This window comes from Gaiella sp., assembly GCF_057140465.1.
The window spans coordinates 36,422-56,218 of sequence record NZ_DBNHWK010000066.1; the positions used below are offsets into that span (position 1 = coordinate 36,422).

Consider the following 19,797-nt stretch of genomic DNA (forward strand, 5'->3'; position numbering starts at 1 on the left):
CCGGCCACCGCGTCCGATCGGTCGGCCCGCGTACCCTGCGGCTGTGCGCGTGATCGCGGGAACACACAAGGGACGGCGCCTCGAGGCGCCGAAGGGGGCGCACACCCGCCCGACCGGCGATCGTGTCCGCGAGGCGGCCTTCGCCCTGCTGGGCCCCGTCGACGGCGCCTCCGTGCTCGACCTGTTCGCCGGCTCGGGGGCGCTCGGCATCGAGGCGCTCTCGCGGGGTGCACGGCAGTGCCTCTTCGTCGACGACGATCGCGCCGCGTGCCGGGCGATCCGGCAGAACCTCGAGCGCCTCGAGCTCACCGGTGCGATCGTCGACTGCCGGGACGTCGTCGCCGTGCTCCGCGAGCGGCGTGCCCGTGGCGCCAGGTACGACGTCGTCCTCGCCGACCCGCCCTACGGGCGCTGGGATGCGTTCGAGCAGGCACTCGGGGAGCTCGTCCCCGGCGTCCTCGCGGCGGACGGCGTCGTCGCCGTCGAGTCGGACGCGCGTACCGAGCCACAGCTCCCACTCGACCTCGTGACGACCCGCCGCTACGGTTCGGCGCGGGTGACCATCTTTCGACACCGATGACCGCGCGCGCCGACAACGGACGCCTCACCGCCATCTGCCCGGGAGCGTACGACCCGGTGACGCTCGGGCACGTCGACGTCATCCGGCGCGCCGCCGCGATCTTCGATCGCGTCGTCGTCGGCGTCGTGCGCGACCCTCACCACAAGCAGACGACGTTCTCGATCGAGGAGCGCGTCGCGTTCCTCGAAGAGGCGCTCCGGCCGTTCGCGAACGTCGAGGTCGACGTCTTCAGCGAGCTGGTCGTCGACTTCGCCCGGCGTCACGAGGCGAAGACGATGGTGAAGGGGCTCCGGGTGATCGCCGACTTCGAATGGGAGTTCCAGATGAACCGGCTGAACCAGATGCTCGCGCCGGAGATCGAGACGATGTACGTGATGGCCAGCCCCCAGTACTCCTTCATCTCCTCGAGCGGTGTCAAGGAGATCGCGTCCTTCGGCGGGAAGGTGAACGAGCTCGTCCCGGAGGCCGTCGCGCGCCGGTTCGCCGAGCTGTTCCCCGACGGGCGTCCGGGCGCTCCCGTCAGTCCGCAGGAGTAGCGGCGGGGCGTCGGGCCGACGCTCGCGCAGTGCCCGGTGCGCCCTGACCGGCGCCACCAGCCGCAAACACCAGTACCATCCCACGCCATGGACGTTCTCGTTCTCATCGACAAGCTCGACGACCTCGTGCACAACGCGAAGGCCGTGCCGCTCACCGACCAGGTGCGCATCGATCGTGAGGAGATCTACGAGATCCTCGATCAGATGCGCGCCACGATTCCCGAAGAGATCAAGCAGGCGCGATGGATCGTGAAGGAACGCCAGGAGATGCTCGCGGAGGCCAAGCGCGAGTGCGATCGCCTGATCGGCGAGGCACGCGAGCAGGCGATGCGGGAGGCGTCCCAGACCGAGATCGTCAAGCTCGCCGAGAAACAGGCTCAGGACATCGTGGAGGAGGCCCGCCGGCAGGCGCGGGAGACCCGCCTCGAGATGGAGGACTGGGCAGACGGCATCCTCTCCACCCTCGAGACGAACCTCGACCGGTTCCTCGTCGCCGTCCGACGGGGACGGGAGCGCCTGCACGAGCGCTCGCAGGAGACGGTCGTCGCGGGGATCGGGCCGCTCGACCGCGAGAGCGGCGACGACGACACGTACGTCTAGGCGCGACGAGCGGGCACCGTGCGACGGGCGCCGACCGCGTAGGCGCATGCGGTCGGGTCGGCAGTCGTCTCCCGGGATCCGGCCCGGGGCCGGGCCGCGTGCCGCGGCGCCGCCCCGCGGCGCGCCGGAACGGCGAGGGGCGGCACCGCCGGTGCCGCCCCTCGGATGGTGTGTCCTGTCGTCCTCGCGCTACGACCTGCCGAGAGCGACCTGCACGAGTCGGTACCCCGCGACTCCTGCGAGCGGCGGATCGCCCGTGCGGTACGCCTTGACGAAGAACTGCACGTTGTAGCTCGGGTTGAGCGCCGGGAAGTCCCGCTCCGGCTGGACGGTGAACGTGACCCACCCGTCCGTGCCCGTGCGGCCGTCTCCGCCGACGGTCCTCGTCACGAGCGGCGTCGACCGGAGGAAGACGTTCGCGTCGCGGACGACGAACCCGCGCGTGTCCTTCACCTTCACCCGCACCGTGATCGGCGCGGTGCGCGATCGCACGGGGTTCGGGGTGAACGACACGCGATCGACGATCAGCCGCTGGTCGGCGGGGATGCTCGTCACCGGGACCGACCGCTCACCGTTCGGCAGCGTGATGATCCCGCTCGCCGCCGACGGCTGGACGATCGCGGTCGGGTTGGACGCGGCCGTCCTCGAGCCGACGGAGTTCCGCGCCGTCACCTTGACGCGCATCCGCTGGCCGACGTCCGCCGGCGTGAGCACGTGCGTCGAGCGGGTCGCACCGCCGATCGTTGCGCAGTTGCTGCCGTCGCCCCGGCCGCCGTCCGTGGGACAGCGCACCCACTGGTAGGAGTACGCGATCGGCGTCGTGCCGGTCCACGAGCCCGAGGTCGCGGTGAGCGTGCGCCCCGCCTGCGCCGTGCCGCTGATCCGCGGCTCCGTCCGGTTGACGGGCGCGCCCGTCCCGGAGGACGACGCGGCGATGACGGGCGTCGCGTTCGAGGCCGCCGTCGTCTGCCCGGCCGAGTTCTTCGCGATCACGCGGGAGCGGAGGCGCCTCCCGACGTCGTCCCCGGTGAGCGTGTACTTGTTCGTGGTCGCGCCCCCGATCACCGTGCAGTTGCTGCCGTCGGCGTTCCCGCCGTCGGTGCCGCAGCGCACCCACTGGTAGTCGTAGTCGGTCGGGCTGCCGGTCCAGTCGCCGTTGGTCGTCGTCAGCGTCTGGCCCTGAACCGGAGTGCCGCTGACCACCGGCTCCTTCGTGTTCGTCGGCACGCTGCCGTCGGCGACGACCGCGGTGGGGTTGGAGGCGGCGGTCGTCGAGCCGTCCGTGTTCGTCGCCGTCACCCGGAAGCGAAGGCGGAAGCCGACGTCCGAGGACGAGGGGCTGTACGCGGTGGTCGTCGCGCCGCCGATCACGGTGCAGTCCGAGCCGTCCGGCGCGCTGCCGGACGCTGCGCACCGCACCCACTGGTAGGCGTACGAGCTCGCGTTCTCCCACGTGCCCGCGCTGCCGGTCAGGTTCGCCCCGACCACGGGTGTCCCGGAGATCGTGGGCTCTGCGACGTTGTTCGGCGCCGCCTGCGACCGTGCGACGCCTCCCGCCGGTACCAGCAGCACCGTGGCCGCGGCTGCCGCGAGCGCGGAGACCGCGGCGACCGCGATCATCCGCCGACGCAGGCCGCCGCGATGGCGCCTGATGTACTGAGTCATCGGATTCGTCCCTCCTGACGTGGGCTCTCGCGGAGCCGATTGCCGTCGAGATCGGTTGTGGTCATCGACTCCGAGGCTAGGGAGGGCGCCTTTGGATCGCGACGTGCCCGATGAGCGGCCCGTGCGGCGAATGTGAGCATTCGCTCAGAAAGCGGCGGCGAGGCGCGGCGCTCCGCGCGCCGCGCTCAGGCGGGCACGAGCTTGTACCCGACCTCGCGCACGGTGACGATCCGCTCGGGGTGGGCGGGATCGCGCTCGACCTTGCGTCGGAGGTTCGAGATGTGTGCGTCGCACGCGCGCGCGTCGCCCACGTACGGTGTCTGCCACAGGTGCTCCATGATCTGCTGCCGGGTGAACGCGCGCTCCGGCTGCTCCGCGAGCAGCAGCAGCAGTCGGAACTCGGACGGCGTGAGGGGTACCCGGGCGCCGTCGACCTTCACCTCGTGACGTGCGACGTCGATCTCGATCCCGCCGACGCGCAGCTCGCTGGTCGGGCCGGCCGCTCGGTCGAGCTCCCGACGGCGCAGGATCGCGCGGATGCGGCTGATCAGCTCTGCGGTCGAGAACGGCTTCGTCACGTAGTCGTCGGCCCCGAGCTCCAGGCCGAGGACGCGGTCGACCTCCGCGTCCCTGGCCGTGAGCATCAGGATCGGGACGTCGCTCTCGCCCCGGACCGTCCGGCAGACGTCCATGCCCGACATGCCCGGGAGCATGACGTCGAGCACGAGCACGTCGAACGTCTCCTGACGTGCCCGCTCGAGCGCGTCGACCCCGTCCGTCGACGACGTGACCGCGAAGCCCTCGCGCTCGAGCGCGTATACGAGCGGGTCGAGGATGTCGCGCTCGTCGTCGACCACCAGCACGCGCGCCGTCACCGGGGCTCCTCCACCGGGGCCGCGAGAACGATCTGCACCGTCGTGCCCTCGCCGGGGGCGCTCTGGATCCGCAGCGCGCCGTCCATCGCCTCCACGAGCTCACGCACGATCGCGAGGCCGAGGCCGTAGCCTCCGCCGCTCGAGCCGGGTGCCCGATAGAAGCGATCGAAAGCCCGCCGCGTCTGCGCCGTCGTCATGCCGGAACCACTGTCTACGACCTCGAGGAGGACGTTGCCGTCCTCACGGTACGCGCGGAGTCGGATGCGGTTTCCGCCGGCGTGCTTGACGGCGTTCGCGGCGACGTTGTCGACGGCCTGCCGCAGCAGGTCGGGGTGGGCCATCGCGAGGAGGCCCTCGGCGCTCGTGACGACGACCCGGTCGGCGGGTGCCGTCGCGTGGGCGACCTCGTGGAGGATCGGGGCGATCGCCACCTCCTCGAGCCGCACCGGCTCGGCGCGTGTCTGCGCGCGCGCCAGTGTCAGCAGGGCGTGGACGAGACCCGTCAGTCGCTCCGTCTGGCGCTCGATCGCGGCGAGGAACCGGTCACGCGCCTCCAGGTCGTCCTTCGCGCCGTCCTGCAGGACCTCGACCGCGCTCGCGATCGCCGCGATCGGCGTGCGCAGCTCGTGGGCAGCGTTCGCGACGAACTCCCGCTCGGCGCGCTCGCGGCGCTCTCGGGCGCTGGCGTCGGTGAAGACGAGGAGCGCCGTGTCCGCCTCCGGTGCCGGGGGGATCCCCGCGACGAGGAACGTGTGCGCGTCGTCCGGGTGGACGCGGAAGCTCGACGCGTGGGCGGCGGGCTCGAACAGCGATGCCGCAACCGCGGGGAGCGACGGCGACGGCCACGGGTCGGGCAGCGCCGTTCCGGGGGACAGGTCCGCACGCAGCACGTCTTGTGCCTGGCTGTTCGCGAACACGATGCGGCCCGTACGGTCGACCGCGATCACGCCCTCCTGCAGCTGTTCGAGCAGCAGCGCCAGGCGATCGCGCTCCCCTTCGAGACGGGCGAACGAGAAGGCGAGCCGTTCGCGCATGTGGTCGACGCTGGTCGCGAGCGCCCCGAGCTCGTCGGGAAACCGCGGCTCGAGAGGGCGGTCGAACCGACCCTGCTCGATCTCGACCGCGGCCGCGCCGATGCGGCGCAGCCGGAGCGTGATCAGGCTCGCGACGACGAGCCCGGCGACGGCGCCGATCAACGTCGCCCACAGCGCGGCGGACACGATCTCGTCGCGGACGATGCCGAGCGTCTCCTCGAGGTCGGGGCGTGAGGCGACGGCGATCAGGGCGTTCCCGGGGCCGGCGTTGAGCGGCAGGGCGACCGCGATCCGACCGACCTCCTCGTCCGACGCCACGCGGCGCCGATCGGAGAGCGCGGCCTCGACCAGTCGATCGATGTCCCGGACGGCCGTGACCTCGACCTCGCCCGCCCGGCTGGCGGTGAGCGCCCGACCGTCCGCATCGAAGACGAACACCGCGAGCTCACGCTCCGCTCCCACCTCCCGCACGGCGGCGCGGATCCCCGGGAGCGTCGACTCGCGCGACACGCGCTGGGCGGCGGCGACGGCGCCGCCCGCAGCGAGTTCCTCCGCGTGTGAGCGGATCGCGTCCTCGCTCGTGGAGCGGTAGACCTGGGCGACGGCCACCGCCGTCACCGCGGCGATCACCGCGAACGCGAGAGCGAGCCACCAGCGCATGCTGAGGAGCGGATGGGCGCGCACCCCGGAAGTATGGGCGAGACGTGTTCGAAGGGTGTGAGGGGACGCTCACAGAACCACGAGACGCCACTCGTCCCAACGCGGGCACCGCTCACGCACGCGCGCGAGAGTGCGTGCATGGTGCTCCTCGGACGACGTCCCCGTGGGGGGCGAGGGCGACTCGTCTCCGTGCTCGCACGGCCTGCTCCCCGCCGTCCGGTGCGGCCGGGTCGTCGAACGGAGGGCGACCCGTCGTGAACGTGCGCCTGGACGCCGCCGCGCTCGTCGGCTTCCGCGTCGACGGTCGTCACGGTCGCCTCGGCACCGTCGTCCCCGCCGACGACCGCACGGCGGCGGATCAGATCTCGGAGCTGCTCGTGCGCGGCGGCGCGTCCGACGCCCTCACCTACCACGTTCCGCTCTCGGTCGTCGCCGCGGTGTCCACGGAGAGCCGCACCGTGATGCTCGACCTCGACGTCGTCGACTTCACCCCGCGGCTCGGCGACGACGGTTGCGTCGATCTCTACCTCGTCGCCGAGTAGGCGGGCGAGTGCGGGTGTCGTGCGACCGAGGCCCGACGCACCCGTGTGGCTCCGTCCGGATCCGCCCGGGCCGCCCGTCGTCCGTGCCTCCCGCGTCGACGACAGGCCTCGGGCGCTACGCTCGACCCGATGACGACGTTCCCGCTCCGCTCGCTGCGGCTCCGGTCGGGGGAGGAGATGCGCGACACGGTTCAGGTCGCGCTCGAGCCGTTCGTCCTCGGAGGCCAGCGCTACCTTCCCGTGCCGTCCTCCGTCGACGTCGACCTGGTCGTCCAGCGCGCGACGAGCGGCGACGTCTTCCGGCTCGCGTTCGCGACCCGGCTGCACGGCCCGTGCATGCGATGTCTCGAGGATGCCGTCTGCGACCTGTCGATCGACGTGCGCGAGTACCACGACGCCGATCCCGAGGCGGGTCCGGACATGCGCACGGAGTACGTCGTCGACGACCTCCTGGATCTCTCGGCATGGGCACGCGACGCGATCGCGGATGCGCTGCCCGAGCAGGTCCTGTGCCGCCCCGACTGTGCCGGCCTGTGCGGCGTCTGCGGCATGGACCTGAACCGTGAGCCGCACACGCACTCCGACGAGCCGGTCGACTCCCGCTGGGCCGCGCTCGAGGAGCTCCGGGGCGAGCTGGCGGCCGGCGGGCCGGAGGCCTGAGCGGCGGCCGCGGCCGCGCGGCCGCTATAGTTCGCGGCCGCCGATGGCTGTCCCGAAGCGAAAGACCTCGAAGTCGCGCCGTGACAAGCGCCGTGCCCAGCACGGGATCGAGGCTCCGCGCCTTGCCACGTGCCCGACCTGCGGCTCGCCCAAGCGGCCGCATCGCGTCTGCCCGACGTGCAAGACGTACAAGGGTCGCGACGTGCAGCCGCTCCGCGCCCCGGCGCCGTAGGACGTCGGTGTGACCGTTCGCGTCGCGGTCGACGCGCTCGGTGGTGACCGTGGGTCGGAGGAGATCGTCGCCGGTGCGCTCGAGGCGGTCGGGGACGGAATCGTCCCGGTCGTGTTCGGTCCCGACGGGCTCGACGCCTGCGGTCTCGAGCACGTCGTCACCGACGGCGAGATCGCGATGGACGACAAGCCCGCGGAGGCGGTGCGGGCGCTGCCCGACTCCTCTCTCGTGCGAGCCGTGCGGGCCGTCGGGGACGGTGACGTCGCGGCTGCCGTGTCGGCGGGCAACACGGGCGCGACACTCGCTGCGTCGCTGCTCCACATCCGCAGGCTGCGAGGTGTCTTCCGCCCCGGGATCGCGGTGACGATCCCGACGCGCCGTGGCCCGTCCGTCCTCATCGACGCCGGGGCGAACGCCGACGCGCGACCGGAGCACCTCGTCCAGTTCGCCCACATGGGCGTCGTCTTCGCCGAGGAGGTCCTCGGCATCCACGAGCCCCGTGTCCGCCTGCTGTCGATCGGCGAGGAGCCGGAGAAGGGGAACCAGCTCGTCCTCGAGGCGCACGCCATGCTGACGCGGTCAGAGCTCGTGTTCGACGGGAACACGGAGGGCCGGACGCTGCTCGAGGGGGAGGGGGACGTCGTCGTCGCCGACGGCTTCACGGGGAACGTCGCCCTGAAGACGCTCGAGGGCACGATCCGGAGCGTGCTCCGCTCGCTCCGCAGCGAGATCGACCATTCGGCGCGAGGGCGCGTCGGCGGGTTCCTCATCCGCCCGTCCGCCCGTGAGCTGCGGGCACGGCTCGACCCGGAGACGTACGGCGGCGGGTACCTGCTCGGGCTCCGCGGCATCGTGGTGATTGCGCACGGCTCCAGCTCGCGACGTGCGATCGCGAACGCGGTCCGGCTCGCCGCGCGAGGCGTCGAGCACGACCTCGTGGGCCGGCTCGAGCGGCGGCTTCCGTCCCGGTCGGCAGGCGCGGCGGACTGACGGCCACGTCGGCCACGGGTCGCGTCGATCCCGGCGTCCCAGCGTGGTAAAGTCGCGCCCTCACGATCCCCGACACGACGAGAGAGGTCTGAAGTGGCGCTGTCCCGTGAAGAAGTGTTCGAGCGTGTGAAGTCGGCCCTCGGCGAGCAGCTCGGCGTCGACGAGTCCGAGATCACCGAGGACGCCTCCTTTCAGGAGGACCTCGACGCCGACTCGCTCGACCTGGTCGAGCTGATCATGGAGCTCGAGGACCAGTTCGGCATCAAGATCCCGGACGACGACGCACAGAAGATCACGACCGTCGGCCAGGCCGTCGACTACGTCGTCGGGCACCAGTAGGCGCGGGCGGCCGTCGGAGCCGCACGAGCTCACCCGCCTCGTCGACGCGCTTCCGGCGCAGCGACGCGAGCAGGTGTTCACGCACACCTCGTGGGCGCCGGATCGCCAGTCGTCGTACGAGCGCCTCGAGTTCCTCGGCGACAGCGTGCTCGAGCTCGTCGTCGCCCGCGCCCTGTACGACCGCTACCCGGACGCGAGCGAGGGGCGGCTCGCGAAGATCCGCGCGCACGTCGTGTCGCGTCAGAGCTGTGCCGCGGTCGCGAAGACGTTGGACCTCGGGGCGCGCCTCGCCGAGATCTCCCAGGACGTCCCGGCCCCCGAGCTGCAGCGCATCGCACGCAGCCGCAACGTGCTCGCGGCGCTGCTCGAGGCGGCGATCGCCGCCGTCTACCTCGAGTTCGGGTTCGACGCGGTCGCCGCGCCGATCGTGGAGGCCTTCGAGGAGCGGATCGAGTTCGCGAGCACCGGGCACGTCGACGCGAAGACCGAGCTGCAGGAGGCGCTGGCGCGGACCGGCCGGCAGGTGCAGTACCTCGTCCTCGAGGTCGACGGGCCCCCGCACGCGCGGCAGTTCCGCTGCGCGGCGACGATCGACGGGGAGCAGTTCGGCGTCGGCGTCGGGTCGACGAAGAAGGCCGCCGAGCAGGAGGCCGCGTCGCAGGCGCTCGTCGCGCTCGGCGTCGAGCCGCCCCCGCCCGCCGTCTGACGTCCGGCGTCCCCGCCTCAGCCCCGCGTCGGGCGGCGTCGAGGCGGCCGGGGCACGAAGACCGAGACCTCTTCCTGGTAGCGGCGGTAGTCGTCTCCGCGCGAGCGCACCGCCTGCGCCTCGGTCTCGGGGATCCCCGTCACCTTGAAGAGCAGGTAGAGGAGGAAGAGGGGCACGACCACGGTGATCCACCCGTCCGGCGCCGTGAGCGCGATCACGGCCCACGCCGCCCAGTGCAGCCACTCGAAGAAGTAGTTGGGGTGTCGCGACCACGACCACAGCCCGCTGCGGCACGTCCTCCCCCGGTTGGCGGGATCGGCGCGCCACGCCGCGAGCTGCCGATCGGCGAGGGAGACGAGGCCGATCGATGCGAGCGCGACCGCGGCGCCGAGCCAGGCGAGCGCGCCGATCGATGTGTCCCGGTCCTGCGCCACGAACAGGAACGGGAGCGAGAAGACCACGACGAAGGCGGCCTGGGCCTGGAAGAAGACGAAGAACGCGCGGTCGACGTGGGGCGCCCACCGGCGGCGCAACTCCTGGTAACGGCCGTCCTCGGGCTTCCCGATGATCCTGTTCACGAGGAGGTACGTGCCGAGACGGCCTCCCCAGATCGCCGCGAGGGCGCCGACGAGCACACGATGGGCCGTGCTGCCGTCACCGAGCACGGCGTAGAGCACGCCGAGCCCTCCCGTCCCGAACGCCCAGGCGACGTCCACGTGGCTCGCGTCGTGGATCCGCACCTGCAGGAGCCACATCCCGAGCATCAGGACGCTCGCACAGACGGCACCGAGCGCCAGCAGCAGCCAGGTCTGCTCGACCATCGACCGATCGTACGCGTCGCCGTCGTGTCGGCGCGCAGGATCGGCTCAAGTATGCGCCCCTGCCCGGCCGATAACGAACCCGATGCCCGCGGTGACCTCAGCGGACTCCCGCCCGTTCGTCCTGCCGGGCCTCGGCCTGGTGGCGCTGGCCGCGCTCCTGCTCGTCGTCGGACTCGGAGAGGGCAGCGTGCCGTCCGTGCTGCTCGCACTTCCGCTCCTGCCGGCCCTGCTCGCGCTCGGCTTCCTTCGCATGAGCATCTCCGACGAGCGCGGGGAGCGGTATCGGCTCGAGCGTGTCGTCGACACGCTCCGCGCGACCTCCGGCTCCGCGCAGCTCGAGGACGGCATCCGTGAGCTCCTCGGGACGGCGCGTAGCCTCTTCGACGTGGAGTACGCGGAGATCCTGATCCTTCCCGGGGCGACGGGCGAGTCGGCGTTGCGCAGCGTCAGCCGGGCCGACACGGAGGGCCTGCTGATGCCCACGAGGCTCGCGGACGCCGACGCGGTCGCGCTGGAGGCGTTGCACAGGCGTGCCCGGGAGCCCGTCGTGATCCGCGGCGTGGCGCAGGACCCCGACCTCGGGCGGGTGCTCGAGACACGGAAGCTGACGACGGCGGTCGTCGGCGTGCTTACGGCTGCGGACGGCGATCTCGGCCTCGTGGTGGTCGGCGGGTCGGGTGCGTCCCCGCGGGAGTTCGTGGCGGCCGACGTCACGGTGTTCTCCGCCTTCTGCGGGCATGCGGGCGTCGTGATCGAGAACAGCCGACTCGGCCGCTCGCTCGCGCAGCTCACCGACCTCAAGGAGCAGCTCCACCATCAGGCCTTCCACGATGCGCTCACGGGTCTCGCGAACCGGGTGCTCTTCGGCGATCGGGTCGTGCGGGCGCTCGAGCGCTTCGCGGTCGGTGACGTGCAGCACGCGCCCGCAGTGCTGCTCGTCGATCTCGACGACTTCAAGGCCGTCAACGACACGTGGGGCCACGCTGCAGGCGACGACGTGATCGCCGAGGCCGCGACGCGGCTGCGCGACGCCGCCGGCCCGGCCGAGCTCACGGCGCGCCTCGGAGGCGACGAGTTCGCCGTCCTCCTCGAGGACGCGGACGCCGAATCCGCCCGCGAGGCCGCCGAGCGTGTGACCCTCGCTTTCGTCGAGTCGTTCGCGGTCGGCAACGCGGCCCGTCGCCTGGGTGCGAGCATCGGTATTGCGATCGCGGAGTCCGGTATCACCGCGGAGCGGCTGCTCCGGAACGCGGACGCTGCCATGTACGCCGCGAAGGCGGACGACGTTCGCAACGTCGCGATGTACGAGCCCGAGACGCACGACGTGGCGCGTCGCCGGCGGGAGCTCGCGCTCGAGCTCGACCGGGCGCTCGAGCAGCACGAGATCGAGCCGCACTTCCAGCCCCTGGTCTCGCTCTCCGACGGCCAGATCCGAGGGTTCGAGACGCTCGCCCGCTGGTCGCACCCCACCAACGGGCTGATGACGCCCGGCGAGTTCCTCGGTGTCGCCGACAACCGCCAGCTCGCGGCGATCGGCAGGAGGATGATCCGCGAGGCGTGCCGCCATGCAAGTCTCTGGCAGGAATGTGGTCGGCCGGACAGGCGGGTCGAGGTGTGGATCAACCTGTCGGCCGTCGACGTCGCCAGCCCGACCCTCGTCGACGACGTCTGGGCGGCCGTGTCCACCTTCCATCTCGACCCCTCGCTCGTCACGCTCGAGGTCACCGAGCACGAAGTGAGCGTCGGCTTCCGCGAGGCGATCGAGCACCTCGGCGCCCTCCGTGAGCTGGGCGTCCGCGTCGCGATCGACGATTTCGGGACCGGGTACTCGTCGCTCAGCCGTCTCGGCGACTTCCCGCTCGACGTGCTCAAGGTGCCCCAGCCCTTCGTCGAGCGGCTCGTGGACGACGCGGACGATCGAAAGCTCGTGACGATGATCGTCGGCCTTGCCCGATCGCTCGGGCTCGAGGTCGTCGGCGAGGGAGTCGAGCGCGAGGCGCAGGCCGAGGCCCTTCGGGAGTTCGGGGTCGGTCTGGGCCAGGGCTACCTCTATGCCCCGGCACTCGACGGCGACTACGTCGTCCGCCTGCTCGAGTCCGGAATGCGGCTTCCTCCCGAGCACGGCTTCCACTGGACGACGCTGCGCCAGCCCGTCCCGGGCCAACGCCCCGCGGCGTAGCGGGCCTGCTGCGAGCGTCGGACCGTCCGCCGCACCGGATAGCCTCGCGCTCGCATGCATCTGCGGAGCATCAAGATCCGCGGCTTCAAGTCGTTCCCGGATCCGGTCGAGGTGAAGCTCGAGCCGGGCGTCGCCGTCGTCGTCGGGCCGAACGGCTCGGGCAAGTCCAACGTCGCCGACGCGATCGTCTGGGCGGCCGGGTCGCTGACCCCGTCGGCGCTGCGCGCCGAGAAGCCCGACGACGTCCTGTTCGCCGGCGGCGGCGCGTCGAAGCCGGCCGAGCACTGCGAGGTCGAGCTCCTCTTCGACAACGAGGACGGCGCGTTCGGCGGCGAGCTCGACTACGCGGAGATCTCGATCGCACGGCGGTTGATCCGGGGAGGCGAGGGTCAGTACCTCGTCAACCGGACCCCGGTGCGCCGCACGGACCTCGTCGAGCTGCTGGCCGACGTGGGCCTCGGGGGCTCCATGCACTCGATCGTCTCGCAGGGCAAGGTCGACGCGGTGCTCGCGTCGAAGCCCGCCGACCGCCGGGCGCTCGTCGAGGAGGCGGCCGGGCTCGGCAAGTTCAAGCAACGCAAGCACCGCGCGGAGCTCAAGCTCGCGCGCGTCGCCGCTCAGGTGGAGCGCGCTCGCGACGTCGAAGACGAGGTGCGCAAGCGCCTCCGCCCGCTCGCCCTCCAGGCCACGGCCGCCGAGCGCGCCGAGAAGCTCGCGGTCGAGATCGCGGTCCTGCGCGCCCGCGTGGCGGCGCTCGATCTCGAGGGGATCGCCGACCGTCGAGCGGCGGCCGACGACGTCCGGCAGGGTGCGCAGCTCGCGCGGCGCGGGACGCAGGAGCGCTTGCGGGCCCTCCTCGCCGAGCGAGAGTCGGCGGAGGAGGAGCTCTCCGATGCCGCCGGACGCCGTGAGACAGCGCTCGGCTCGCTCTACCGGCTCCAGGGCGCCGCCGAGCGACTCGCAATTCGGCGTGAGACGGCGGCAGAGCTCGCAACACGACTCGAGGAGGACGTGACGGAAGCCCTGCGCGCGCTCGCCGGTCGCGACGACGCCGCGGTTCGGGCGCTCGAGCACGCCGCCCGGACGGCGGCCGCCGAGGCGCGCGACCTCGCCCAGGCCAGTGGCCAGGCGGCCGAGCGCAGCCGCCACGCACACGCACGGCTCGCCGCGGCCGAACGCGTGGCCGTTCGGGAGGCAGAGGCACGACTCGATGCCCTGCGTCGGGAGCGCGAGGAGCTCGAGCAGGCGTTCTCGGAGATCGACGGAGGCCAGGAGAGCGCGGGCCGGGGGCTGGTCGCGCTCGGAGCCGCGCGCGGGAAGATCGCGGCCCGTGGCGAGAACGCCGCCGCCCTCGCCTCGTCGCTGCGCGACGAGCACGACGCCGCCAGGGCACGGGCCGCCCGTGGCGAGCCGTCCCCTGCGGAGCTCGAGCGCGCGGCGAACGAGGCGCGCGACGCTGCGCGGGCTGCCGCGAGCGACCGTGACGAGCTCGCCGAGCGCACGCGGTCGGCCCGGGAGCGGCTGGCCGCCCTCGAGCGCGCGCTCGCCGAGCGTGAGGGGATTCCGCCGGCCGCACGGGCGCTCGCGGAGGCGGGCGAGCGGCTGGCGATCACGGCGCTCGACGTGGAGCCGGGCCGTGAGCGCGCGATCGCGGCGGCGCTCGGAGCCCGTGCGTCCGCCGTGCTCGCGGAGGACGCCCGCGCCGGGCTCGACCTGCTCCGGCGCGCGCGCGACGGCGGCCTCGGGAGCGTCCTCGTCCTCGCCGGGCGCGATCCCGCAGATCTCGTCGCAGGGCTCCCGGTCGTGCCGCTCGACGCGCTGCTCGACGCACGTGTGCCCTCGGTGACGGAGGAGGGATTCGGGTACGACCCCGGCCGCGGTGAGCTCTGGTTCGCCGGCGAGACCGCGGAGGCGGTGCTGCTCGAGATGGAGTCCCGCCGCGGCGCGCTCGCAGCCGAGGTCGCGGAGCTCGCCGGGCGCGCCGACGCGGCCGACCGCTCCGCGACGACGGCCGCGGAGGCCGCCGCGGCCGCGGAGGAGGCCTACCGGGCCGTTGCCCACCTGCGAGAGCGCGCGTCCGATCCCGCGCTCCTCGCACGACTCTCCCGCAGCGCGGAGGGGCTCGAGGGACTGCTCGCGCGCGCGGCCGCCGTCGTCGACAGGTTCGAGGCCCCGCTGGCCGCACAGGTCGCCGCCGGCCGTGACCGATCGGCGTCGCTCGGCGCCGAGCTCCGCCGGCTCACCGAGCTGGAGACGGTTGCCCGTCGCGAGGCGGCCGATGCCGCCGGTCGCGCCCAGGCGGCCGAGGTCGTCGTCGCCCGACTCGGCGGCTCCGCCGAGCGGGTGGCGGTCGACGCCGCGGCGGATCTCGAGGCGCTCGTCGACGAGGCCGCGGCTGCCAGGGAGGCGGCGCAGGCGGCGGAACACGTGGCGCGCGAGGCCGCCGACCGGGCACGGGTGGCCGAGGCGGCGCTCGTCGCGCGCGCCCCCGGCCGGATGGGCGCGGATCCCGACCTCCTTCGACGCCTCGGAGCGATCACCACGGCTCTCGACGCTTCGCTCGACCGCGCGGTCGCGCTGGCGGAGCGGTTCCAGGCGCCCGTCCGCGCCCGGGCCGATGCCGGCGCCGCCCGTGCCTCGGAGCTCGGCACCGAGCTGCGACGCCTCGGCGCCGCAGAGGTCGAGCTGCGTGCCGCGGCCGACGAGGCGAACGAGAGGCTCACCGGCATCGAGGTGGAGATCGCCCGGTTGGACGGCGAGGCGGACGAGGCGCGTCGTCGTCACGCGGCGGCGCGCGCGTCGGTCCCCGAGGGCACCGACGCGGACGTGCCCGAGGGCCCGCGCGAGGAGCTCGCCGCGCGAGCGGAGCGGCTCGAATCGAGGCGGGAGGCGCTCGGCCGCGTCAACCCGCTCGCGAAGGAGGAGTACGCGGCGGAGAAGGAGCGTCTGGAGGAGCTCTCCACCCAGCGCGAGGACCTCGAGCAGTCGCTCCACGAGCTCGAGCAGCTCCGTGACGATCTCGCCGAGACCGTCACCCGACGCTTCGACGAGACCTTCGCCGCGGTGTCGGCCAACTTCACCGAGGTCGCCGAGACGCTGTTCCCCGGCGGCGAGGGGTGGCTCCGGCTCGTCGAGCCCGACGACGAGGGGGCGGAGCCTGGGATCGAGGTCGAGCTGCGCCCGGCCGGAAAGCGCATCACGCGGCTCTCGCTGCTCTCCGGCGGCGAGAAGGCGCTCGGCGCGATCTCGTTCCTGTTCGCGCTCTTCCTCGCGAAGCCGTGCCCCTTCTATCTGCTCGACGAGGTCGAGGCGGCACTCGACGACACGAACATCGCACGCTTCGTGGAGCTCCTGCGCCGCTACGCGGACCGCGCGCAGTTCGTCGTGATCACGCACCAGAAGCGCACGATGGAGGCCGCGGACGTCCTCTACGGCGTGACGATGGGCGGCGACGGCATCTCCCAGATCGTCTCCCGTCGGCTGCCGCGGCACGAGCATGCAGCCGCGATCGCCTAGCGGTCGCTGGTCGCCGCTCCCGGCGCGGTGCGGCGCACCGGCCCGCGAGGCTCGCGGCCGACGATGAGCCGGACCTGGTCAGAGCTGCTGGGCGACGCCGCCGACCCCGCGGTCGACGAGCCCGAGCGCACCGGCTTCTTGGCGCGGATGCGCGACTCGCTGGCGAAGAGTCGCCGCGCCCTCGCGGAGCAGATCGTCCCGACGGCGTTCGATCCGAACGACGACGAGGCGTGGGAGCGCCTGGAGGAGGCGCTGATCCGGGCCGACGTCGGCGTCCCCGCGACGGCCGAGATCGTGCGGCGGCTGGAGGCGCGTGGATCGATCCAGGGCCTCGAGGCGGCACTCGCCGACGAGGTCGCGGCCCTCCTCGGCGAGCCGCCGACGCTGGCCGTCCACGAAGGCCCGCCGAGCGTCGTGCTCGTCGTCGGTGTCAACGGCACCGGCAAGACGACGACGATCGGGAAGCTCGCGCACCAGCTGCGGCGGCACGGCCGGTCCGTGCTGCTCGGCGCCGCCGACACGTTTCGCGCGGCCGCCGAGGAGCAGCTCGAGATCTGGGCCGAGCGATCCGGGGCCGACTTCGTGGGCGGCGCGAGAGGAGCGGATCCGGCGTCCGTCGCCTTCGACGCGATCGAGGCCGGGCGGGCGCGAGGAAAGGACGTGGTGATCGTCGACACCGCCGGCCGCCTGCACACGCAGGCGAACCTCATGGAGGAGCTCGGCAAGGTTCGGCGGGTGATCGCGTCGCGGGCCGACGGGGCGCCGCACGAGACACTGCTCGTCGTCGACGCGACCACGGGACAGAACGCGCTCCAGCAGGCCCGGCTCTTCGGCGAGGCGGTCGGCGTCACGGGCGTCGCCCTGACGAAGCTCGACGGCTCGGCGAAGGGGGGAGTCGCGATCGCGATCGCGCACGAGCAGCAGCTGCCCGTCAAGCTCGTCGGGATCGGGGAGGGGATCGACGACCTGCGGCCGTTCGACGCGCTCGACTTCGCGCGCGCGCTCGTCGGGGCGCCCTGAGCCCGCGCGCCGTCGTCTGCACCGGCCTCTACGCTGTCCGCGACCACGCCGAATCGAATGAGGTGGGCTATGGCAGTCGCCATGTTCGTGCACTTCCCGGGGCTCTCCGGCAACCGCTACGAGGAGCTGATGTCCCACCTCGACCTCGACGCGAACCCCGCCGCAGGCTCGATTCTGCACGTCGCTGCGGAGGCACACGACGGCATCAACGTCGTGGACCTGTTCCAGACCGCATCCGCCGCCGAGGCGTTCCTCGAGCAGCGGCTGCGGCCGACCCTGTCCCAGCTCGGCATCAGGGCCGACGTGAGCATCGACGTCGCGCAGCTCCACAACGTCTTCGCGCCCGATCTCGACACGATCGGCCGGATCGGCGCCGTGTCGATCCCGGCGCGCTCGGGCAGCGCGCCGCTGTAGCCCTCGGGCACCCGGCTCCCCGGCCGACCTCGTCGCGCTCCGTACACTGACGGCGATGTTCGACACGCTTGCAGGTCGGCTGCAGTCGGCGCTCGGAGACGTGCGCGGGCGTGGACGCCTCGACGAGGAGTCGGTCTCGCGCGCGATGCGCGAGGTCCGGCTCGCCCTGCTCGAGGCGGACGTCAACTTCGAGGTCGTGAAGAGCTTCGTCGCCGACGTGCGGGAGCGGGCGCTCGGCCAGGACGTGCTCAGAGGCCTCGATGCCGGGCAGCAGGTCGTGAAGATCGTCCACGAGGAGCTCACGGAGCTGATGGGCGCCTCCGACGCGAAGCTCGTGTTCGGGCGCCCGCCGACCGTGATCCTCGTCTGCGGCCTCCAGGGCTCGGGCAAGACGACCGCGTGCGCGAAGCTCGCGCTCCATCTGCGCAAGCGGGAGGGAAAGGCGCCGGCGCTCGTGGCCGCCGACCTCCAGCGCCCCGCCGCGATCGACCAGCTCGAGCAGTTGGGCAAGCAGATCGGCGTTCCCGTCTACCGTGCCGAGACGCAGGATCCGGTCGAGGCGGCGGTCAGCGGCCTCGAGCGCGCCACCGCGGACGGGTGCGACGTCGTCCTCGTGGACACCGCGGGGCGCCTGCACGTCGACGAGGCGCTCATGGACGAGCTCGTCCGCGTCCGCGACGCGGTCAAGCCGCTCGACGTGGTGCTCGTGCTCGACGCGATGACGGGTCAGGACGCCGTCGACGTCGCGACCGCCTTCCAGGAGCGGATCGCGTTCGACGGCGTCGTGCTCACGAAGCTCGACGGCGACGCCCGCGGCGGAGCTGCCCTGTCCGTGAAGGCGATCACCGGTCGGCCGGTGATGTTCGCGTCGACCGGGGAGAAGCTCGACCAGCTCGAGGTCTTCCACCCCGACCGGATGGCGTCGCGGATCCTCGGCATGGGCGACGTGCTGACCCTGATCGAGCGGGCCGAGGCGGCGGTCGCCGAGGACGAGCAGGAGGAGCTCGAGCGACGTCTCCAGGCCGGTGAGTTCACGTTCGACGAGTTCCTCGCCAGCTACCGCATGGTGCGGAAGATGGGCCCCGTCAAGGGCGTCCTGAAGATGATCCCGGGCGTCGGCCAGCAACTCGGCGACCTCGAGATCGACGAGCGGCAGATGGCACGGGTCGAGGCGATCGTCCTCTCCATGACCCCTCACGAGCGGCGCACGCCACACGTGATCAACGGGCCGCGGAGGCGGCGGATCGCCGCGGGCAGCGGGACGAGCATCGACGAGGTGAACCGCCTCCTCCAGGCCCGGAAGCAGATGGAGAAGATGATGCGGCAGATGGGGAAGGGGAAGCTCCCGGCGCTCCCTCCCGAACTCCGCGGCGGCGTCCGGCAGTGAGCCGACGGACGGGAGTCGCATGAGGGCCGCCCGCGTCAGGCATCATTCACGGTCGTTCACGAGACGAGAGAAGAGAGGGACATGGCAGTACGCATCAGGCTGACGCGCGTCGGCTCGAAGAAGAACCCGATCTACCGGGTCGTGGTCGCCGACTCGCGGTCGCCGCGTGACGGGCGCTTCATCGAGATCATCGGCCGCTACAACCCGCAGACCGATCCGTCCACGATCGAGCTCGACGAGGCGAAGGTGAAGGACTGGATCGCCAAGGGCGCGCAACCGTCGCAGCCCGTGCAGCGCCTCATCAAGGCCGCCGGCATCCAGTAGCGGGGGCACGGTGGAGGAGCTGCTCGCCTGGATCGCCCGGGGGCTCGTCGACGATCCCGACGCCGTCCGTGTCGAGGCCGCGGAGGAGGACGGAGCGACCGTCCTCCGGCTCTCGGTCGCCCCGGAGGACGTCGGCAAGGTGATCGGGCGTCAGGGACGGACGGCGCGCTCGCTGCGCACCCTCGTCCGGACGAGCAGCGGACGCTCGGGTCACCGCATCGTGCTCGAGATCGCCGGCTAGATGGCGGCACCGCACCTCGTCCCGGTAGGCCGGGTCGGCAGGCCGCACGGCGTCGACGGCGCCTTCGTGGTCGAGCGCGCGAGCGCCGATCCTCGTCGCTACGAGGTCGGTGCGACGCTGCGGGTGGACGGGGCAGAGGCGACGATCACGCTCTCCCGCCGCGTCGGGGGCGGTCGGCGGGCGATCAAGCTCGACCGCCCCGTGGAGCGCGGAACGACGCTCTCGGTCGCGGCAGACGACCTCCCGCCGCCCGCGCCGGGGCACTTCTACGTGCACGAGCTCGTCGGCCTCGACGTGGTGGACGAGTCGGGGGCGCGCCTCGGGCACGTCGCGGACGTCCTCGAGGGCGTCGCGAACGACAACCTCGTGCTCGACTCCGGCGCGCTCGTCCCGATGATCGAGGACGCCGTGCGCGAGGTCGACCTCGCCGGACGCCGGGTCGTGATCGTGTCCGAGTACGCAGTCTGACGAGCGCG

At 72.7% G+C, this 19,797-nt stretch carries 21 protein-coding genes; 17 read left to right on the plus strand and 4 right to left on the minus strand.

Translation table 11 applies throughout. From position 1 onward, the window contains the following. Window positions 1-43 precede the first annotated feature (43 nt). From rsmD to AC162C_RS09460, 3 genes are all read left to right on the plus strand, one after another. Window positions 44-580, plus strand: a complete 537-nt coding sequence (gene rsmD, locus AC162C_RS09450) for a 16S rRNA (guanine(966)-N(2))-methyltransferase RsmD (protein ID WP_462975332.1) — start codon at window positions 44-46, stop codon at window positions 578-580. Beyond that, on the plus strand, window positions 577-1,116 hold the full coding sequence (coaD, locus tag AC162C_RS09455; RefSeq protein WP_484097329.1) for a pantetheine-phosphate adenylyltransferase: 540 nt from the start codon (window positions 577-579) through the stop codon (window positions 1,114-1,116). The genes rsmD and coaD overlap by 4 nt, the downstream gene beginning before the upstream one ends. A gap of 87 nt (window positions 1,117-1,203) precedes the next feature. Continuing rightward, window positions 1,204-1,716 (plus strand): ATP synthase subunit B family protein, encoded by a 513-nt coding sequence (locus AC162C_RS09460; RefSeq protein ID WP_484097330.1) that lies wholly within the window; start codon window positions 1,204-1,206, stop codon window positions 1,714-1,716. A 189-nt stretch (window positions 1,717-1,905) separates the two neighbouring features. Here the strand turns inward: AC162C_RS09460 and AC162C_RS09465 are convergent, their stop codons facing one another. The 3 genes from AC162C_RS09465 to AC162C_RS09475 form a co-directional block, all read right to left on the minus strand. Beyond that, a complete protein-coding gene (locus AC162C_RS09465) occupies window positions 1,906-3,381 on the minus strand; it encodes a hypothetical protein (protein WP_484097331.1) in 1,476 nt (491 codons plus the stop codon). A 185-nt stretch (window positions 3,382-3,566) separates the two neighbouring features. After that, window positions 3,567-4,256, minus strand: coding sequence for a response regulator (locus tag AC162C_RS09470; RefSeq protein WP_462973408.1), 690 nt, complete (start codon window positions 4,254-4,256; stop codon window positions 3,567-3,569). Then, window positions 4,253-5,974: a sensor histidine kinase gene (locus AC162C_RS09475; protein ID WP_484097332.1), complete on the minus strand. Its 1,722-nt coding sequence runs from the start codon at window positions 5,972-5,974 to the stop codon at window positions 4,253-4,255. The genes AC162C_RS09470 and AC162C_RS09475 overlap by 4 nt, the downstream gene beginning before the upstream one ends. A gap of 230 nt (window positions 5,975-6,204) precedes the next feature. Between AC162C_RS09475 and AC162C_RS09480 the strand changes: the two genes are divergently transcribed. The 6 genes from AC162C_RS09480 (at window position 6,205) to rnc (ending at window position 9,419) form a co-directional block, all read left to right on the plus strand. Next, complete coding sequence (locus AC162C_RS09480) at window positions 6,205-6,492, plus strand: hypothetical protein (RefSeq protein ID WP_462973410.1); 288 nt, start codon at window positions 6,205-6,207, stop codon at window positions 6,490-6,492. A gap of 129 nt (window positions 6,493-6,621) precedes the next feature. Further along, window positions 6,622-7,152, plus strand: coding sequence for a YceD family protein (locus tag AC162C_RS09485; protein ID WP_484097333.1), 531 nt, complete (start codon window positions 6,622-6,624; stop codon window positions 7,150-7,152). Window positions 7,153-7,195: 43 nt separating this feature from the next. Beyond that, complete coding sequence (rpmF, locus tag AC162C_RS09490; RefSeq protein ID WP_462973412.1) at window positions 7,196-7,384, plus strand: 50S ribosomal protein L32; 189 nt, start codon at window positions 7,196-7,198, stop codon at window positions 7,382-7,384. A 9-nt stretch (window positions 7,385-7,393) separates the two neighbouring features. Further along, complete coding sequence (gene plsX, locus AC162C_RS09495) at window positions 7,394-8,374, plus strand: phosphate acyltransferase PlsX (RefSeq protein ID WP_484097334.1); 981 nt, start codon at window positions 7,394-7,396, stop codon at window positions 8,372-8,374. 99 nt (window positions 8,375-8,473) lie between these two features. Beyond that, window positions 8,474-8,713 (plus strand): acyl carrier protein, encoded by a 240-nt coding sequence (gene acpP, locus AC162C_RS09500; RefSeq protein WP_462973436.1) that lies wholly within the window; start codon window positions 8,474-8,476, stop codon window positions 8,711-8,713. 73 nt (window positions 8,714-8,786) lie between these two features. Beyond that, entirely contained in the window at window positions 8,787-9,419 is a 633-nt protein-coding gene (gene rnc / locus AC162C_RS09505) for a ribonuclease III (protein ID WP_484097335.1), read from the plus strand. Window positions 9,420-9,436: 17 nt separating this feature from the next. Here the strand turns inward: rnc and AC162C_RS09510 are convergent, their stop codons facing one another. Further along, window positions 9,437-10,240 (minus strand): DUF1295 domain-containing protein, encoded by an 804-nt coding sequence (locus AC162C_RS09510; protein WP_484097336.1) that lies wholly within the window; start codon window positions 10,238-10,240, stop codon window positions 9,437-9,439. Window positions 10,241-10,331: 91 nt separating this feature from the next. On the opposite strand from AC162C_RS09510, the gene AC162C_RS09515 reads away from it, so the two are divergent. The 8 genes from AC162C_RS09515 to AC162C_RS09550 all read left to right on the plus strand — a co-directional run bounded on the left by AC162C_RS09515 (window position 10,332) and on the right by AC162C_RS09550 (window position 19,789). Further along, window positions 10,332-12,419: a putative bifunctional diguanylate cyclase/phosphodiesterase gene (locus AC162C_RS09515; RefSeq protein ID WP_484097337.1), complete on the plus strand. Its 2,088-nt coding sequence runs from the start codon at window positions 10,332-10,334 to the stop codon at window positions 12,417-12,419. A gap of 54 nt (window positions 12,420-12,473) precedes the next feature. Next, window positions 12,474-15,935 carry a chromosome segregation SMC family protein gene (locus tag AC162C_RS09520; protein WP_484097338.1) on the plus strand — a complete coding sequence of 1,154 codons (3,462 nt, stop codon included), beginning with the start codon at window positions 12,474-12,476 and terminating at the stop codon, window positions 15,933-15,935. 63 nt (window positions 15,936-15,998) lie between these two features. Continuing rightward, entirely contained in the window at window positions 15,999-16,955 is a 957-nt protein-coding gene (gene ftsY, locus AC162C_RS09525) for a signal recognition particle-docking protein FtsY (RefSeq protein ID WP_484097339.1), read from the plus strand. 69 nt (window positions 16,956-17,024) lie between these two features. Then, window positions 17,025-17,369: a hypothetical protein gene (locus AC162C_RS09530; protein WP_484097340.1), complete on the plus strand. Its 345-nt coding sequence runs from the start codon at window positions 17,025-17,027 to the stop codon at window positions 17,367-17,369. 55 nt (window positions 17,370-17,424) lie between these two features. After that, window positions 17,425-18,756, plus strand: a complete 1,332-nt coding sequence (ffh, locus tag AC162C_RS09535; protein ID WP_484097341.1) for a signal recognition particle protein — start codon at window positions 17,425-17,427, stop codon at window positions 18,754-18,756. Between the two features lie 81 nt (window positions 18,757-18,837). Further along, on the plus strand, window positions 18,838-19,080 hold the full coding sequence (rpsP, locus tag AC162C_RS09540) for a 30S ribosomal protein S16 (protein WP_462973422.1): 243 nt from the start codon (window positions 18,838-18,840) through the stop codon (window positions 19,078-19,080). Window positions 19,081-19,090: 10 nt separating this feature from the next. Beyond that, window positions 19,091-19,321 (plus strand): KH domain-containing protein, encoded by a 231-nt coding sequence (locus AC162C_RS09545; RefSeq protein ID WP_462973423.1) that lies wholly within the window; start codon window positions 19,091-19,093, stop codon window positions 19,319-19,321. After that, window positions 19,322-19,789, plus strand: a complete 468-nt coding sequence (locus tag AC162C_RS09550; protein WP_484097342.1) for a ribosome maturation factor RimM — start codon at window positions 19,322-19,324, stop codon at window positions 19,787-19,789. Window positions 19,790-19,797: the final 8 nt, after the last annotated feature.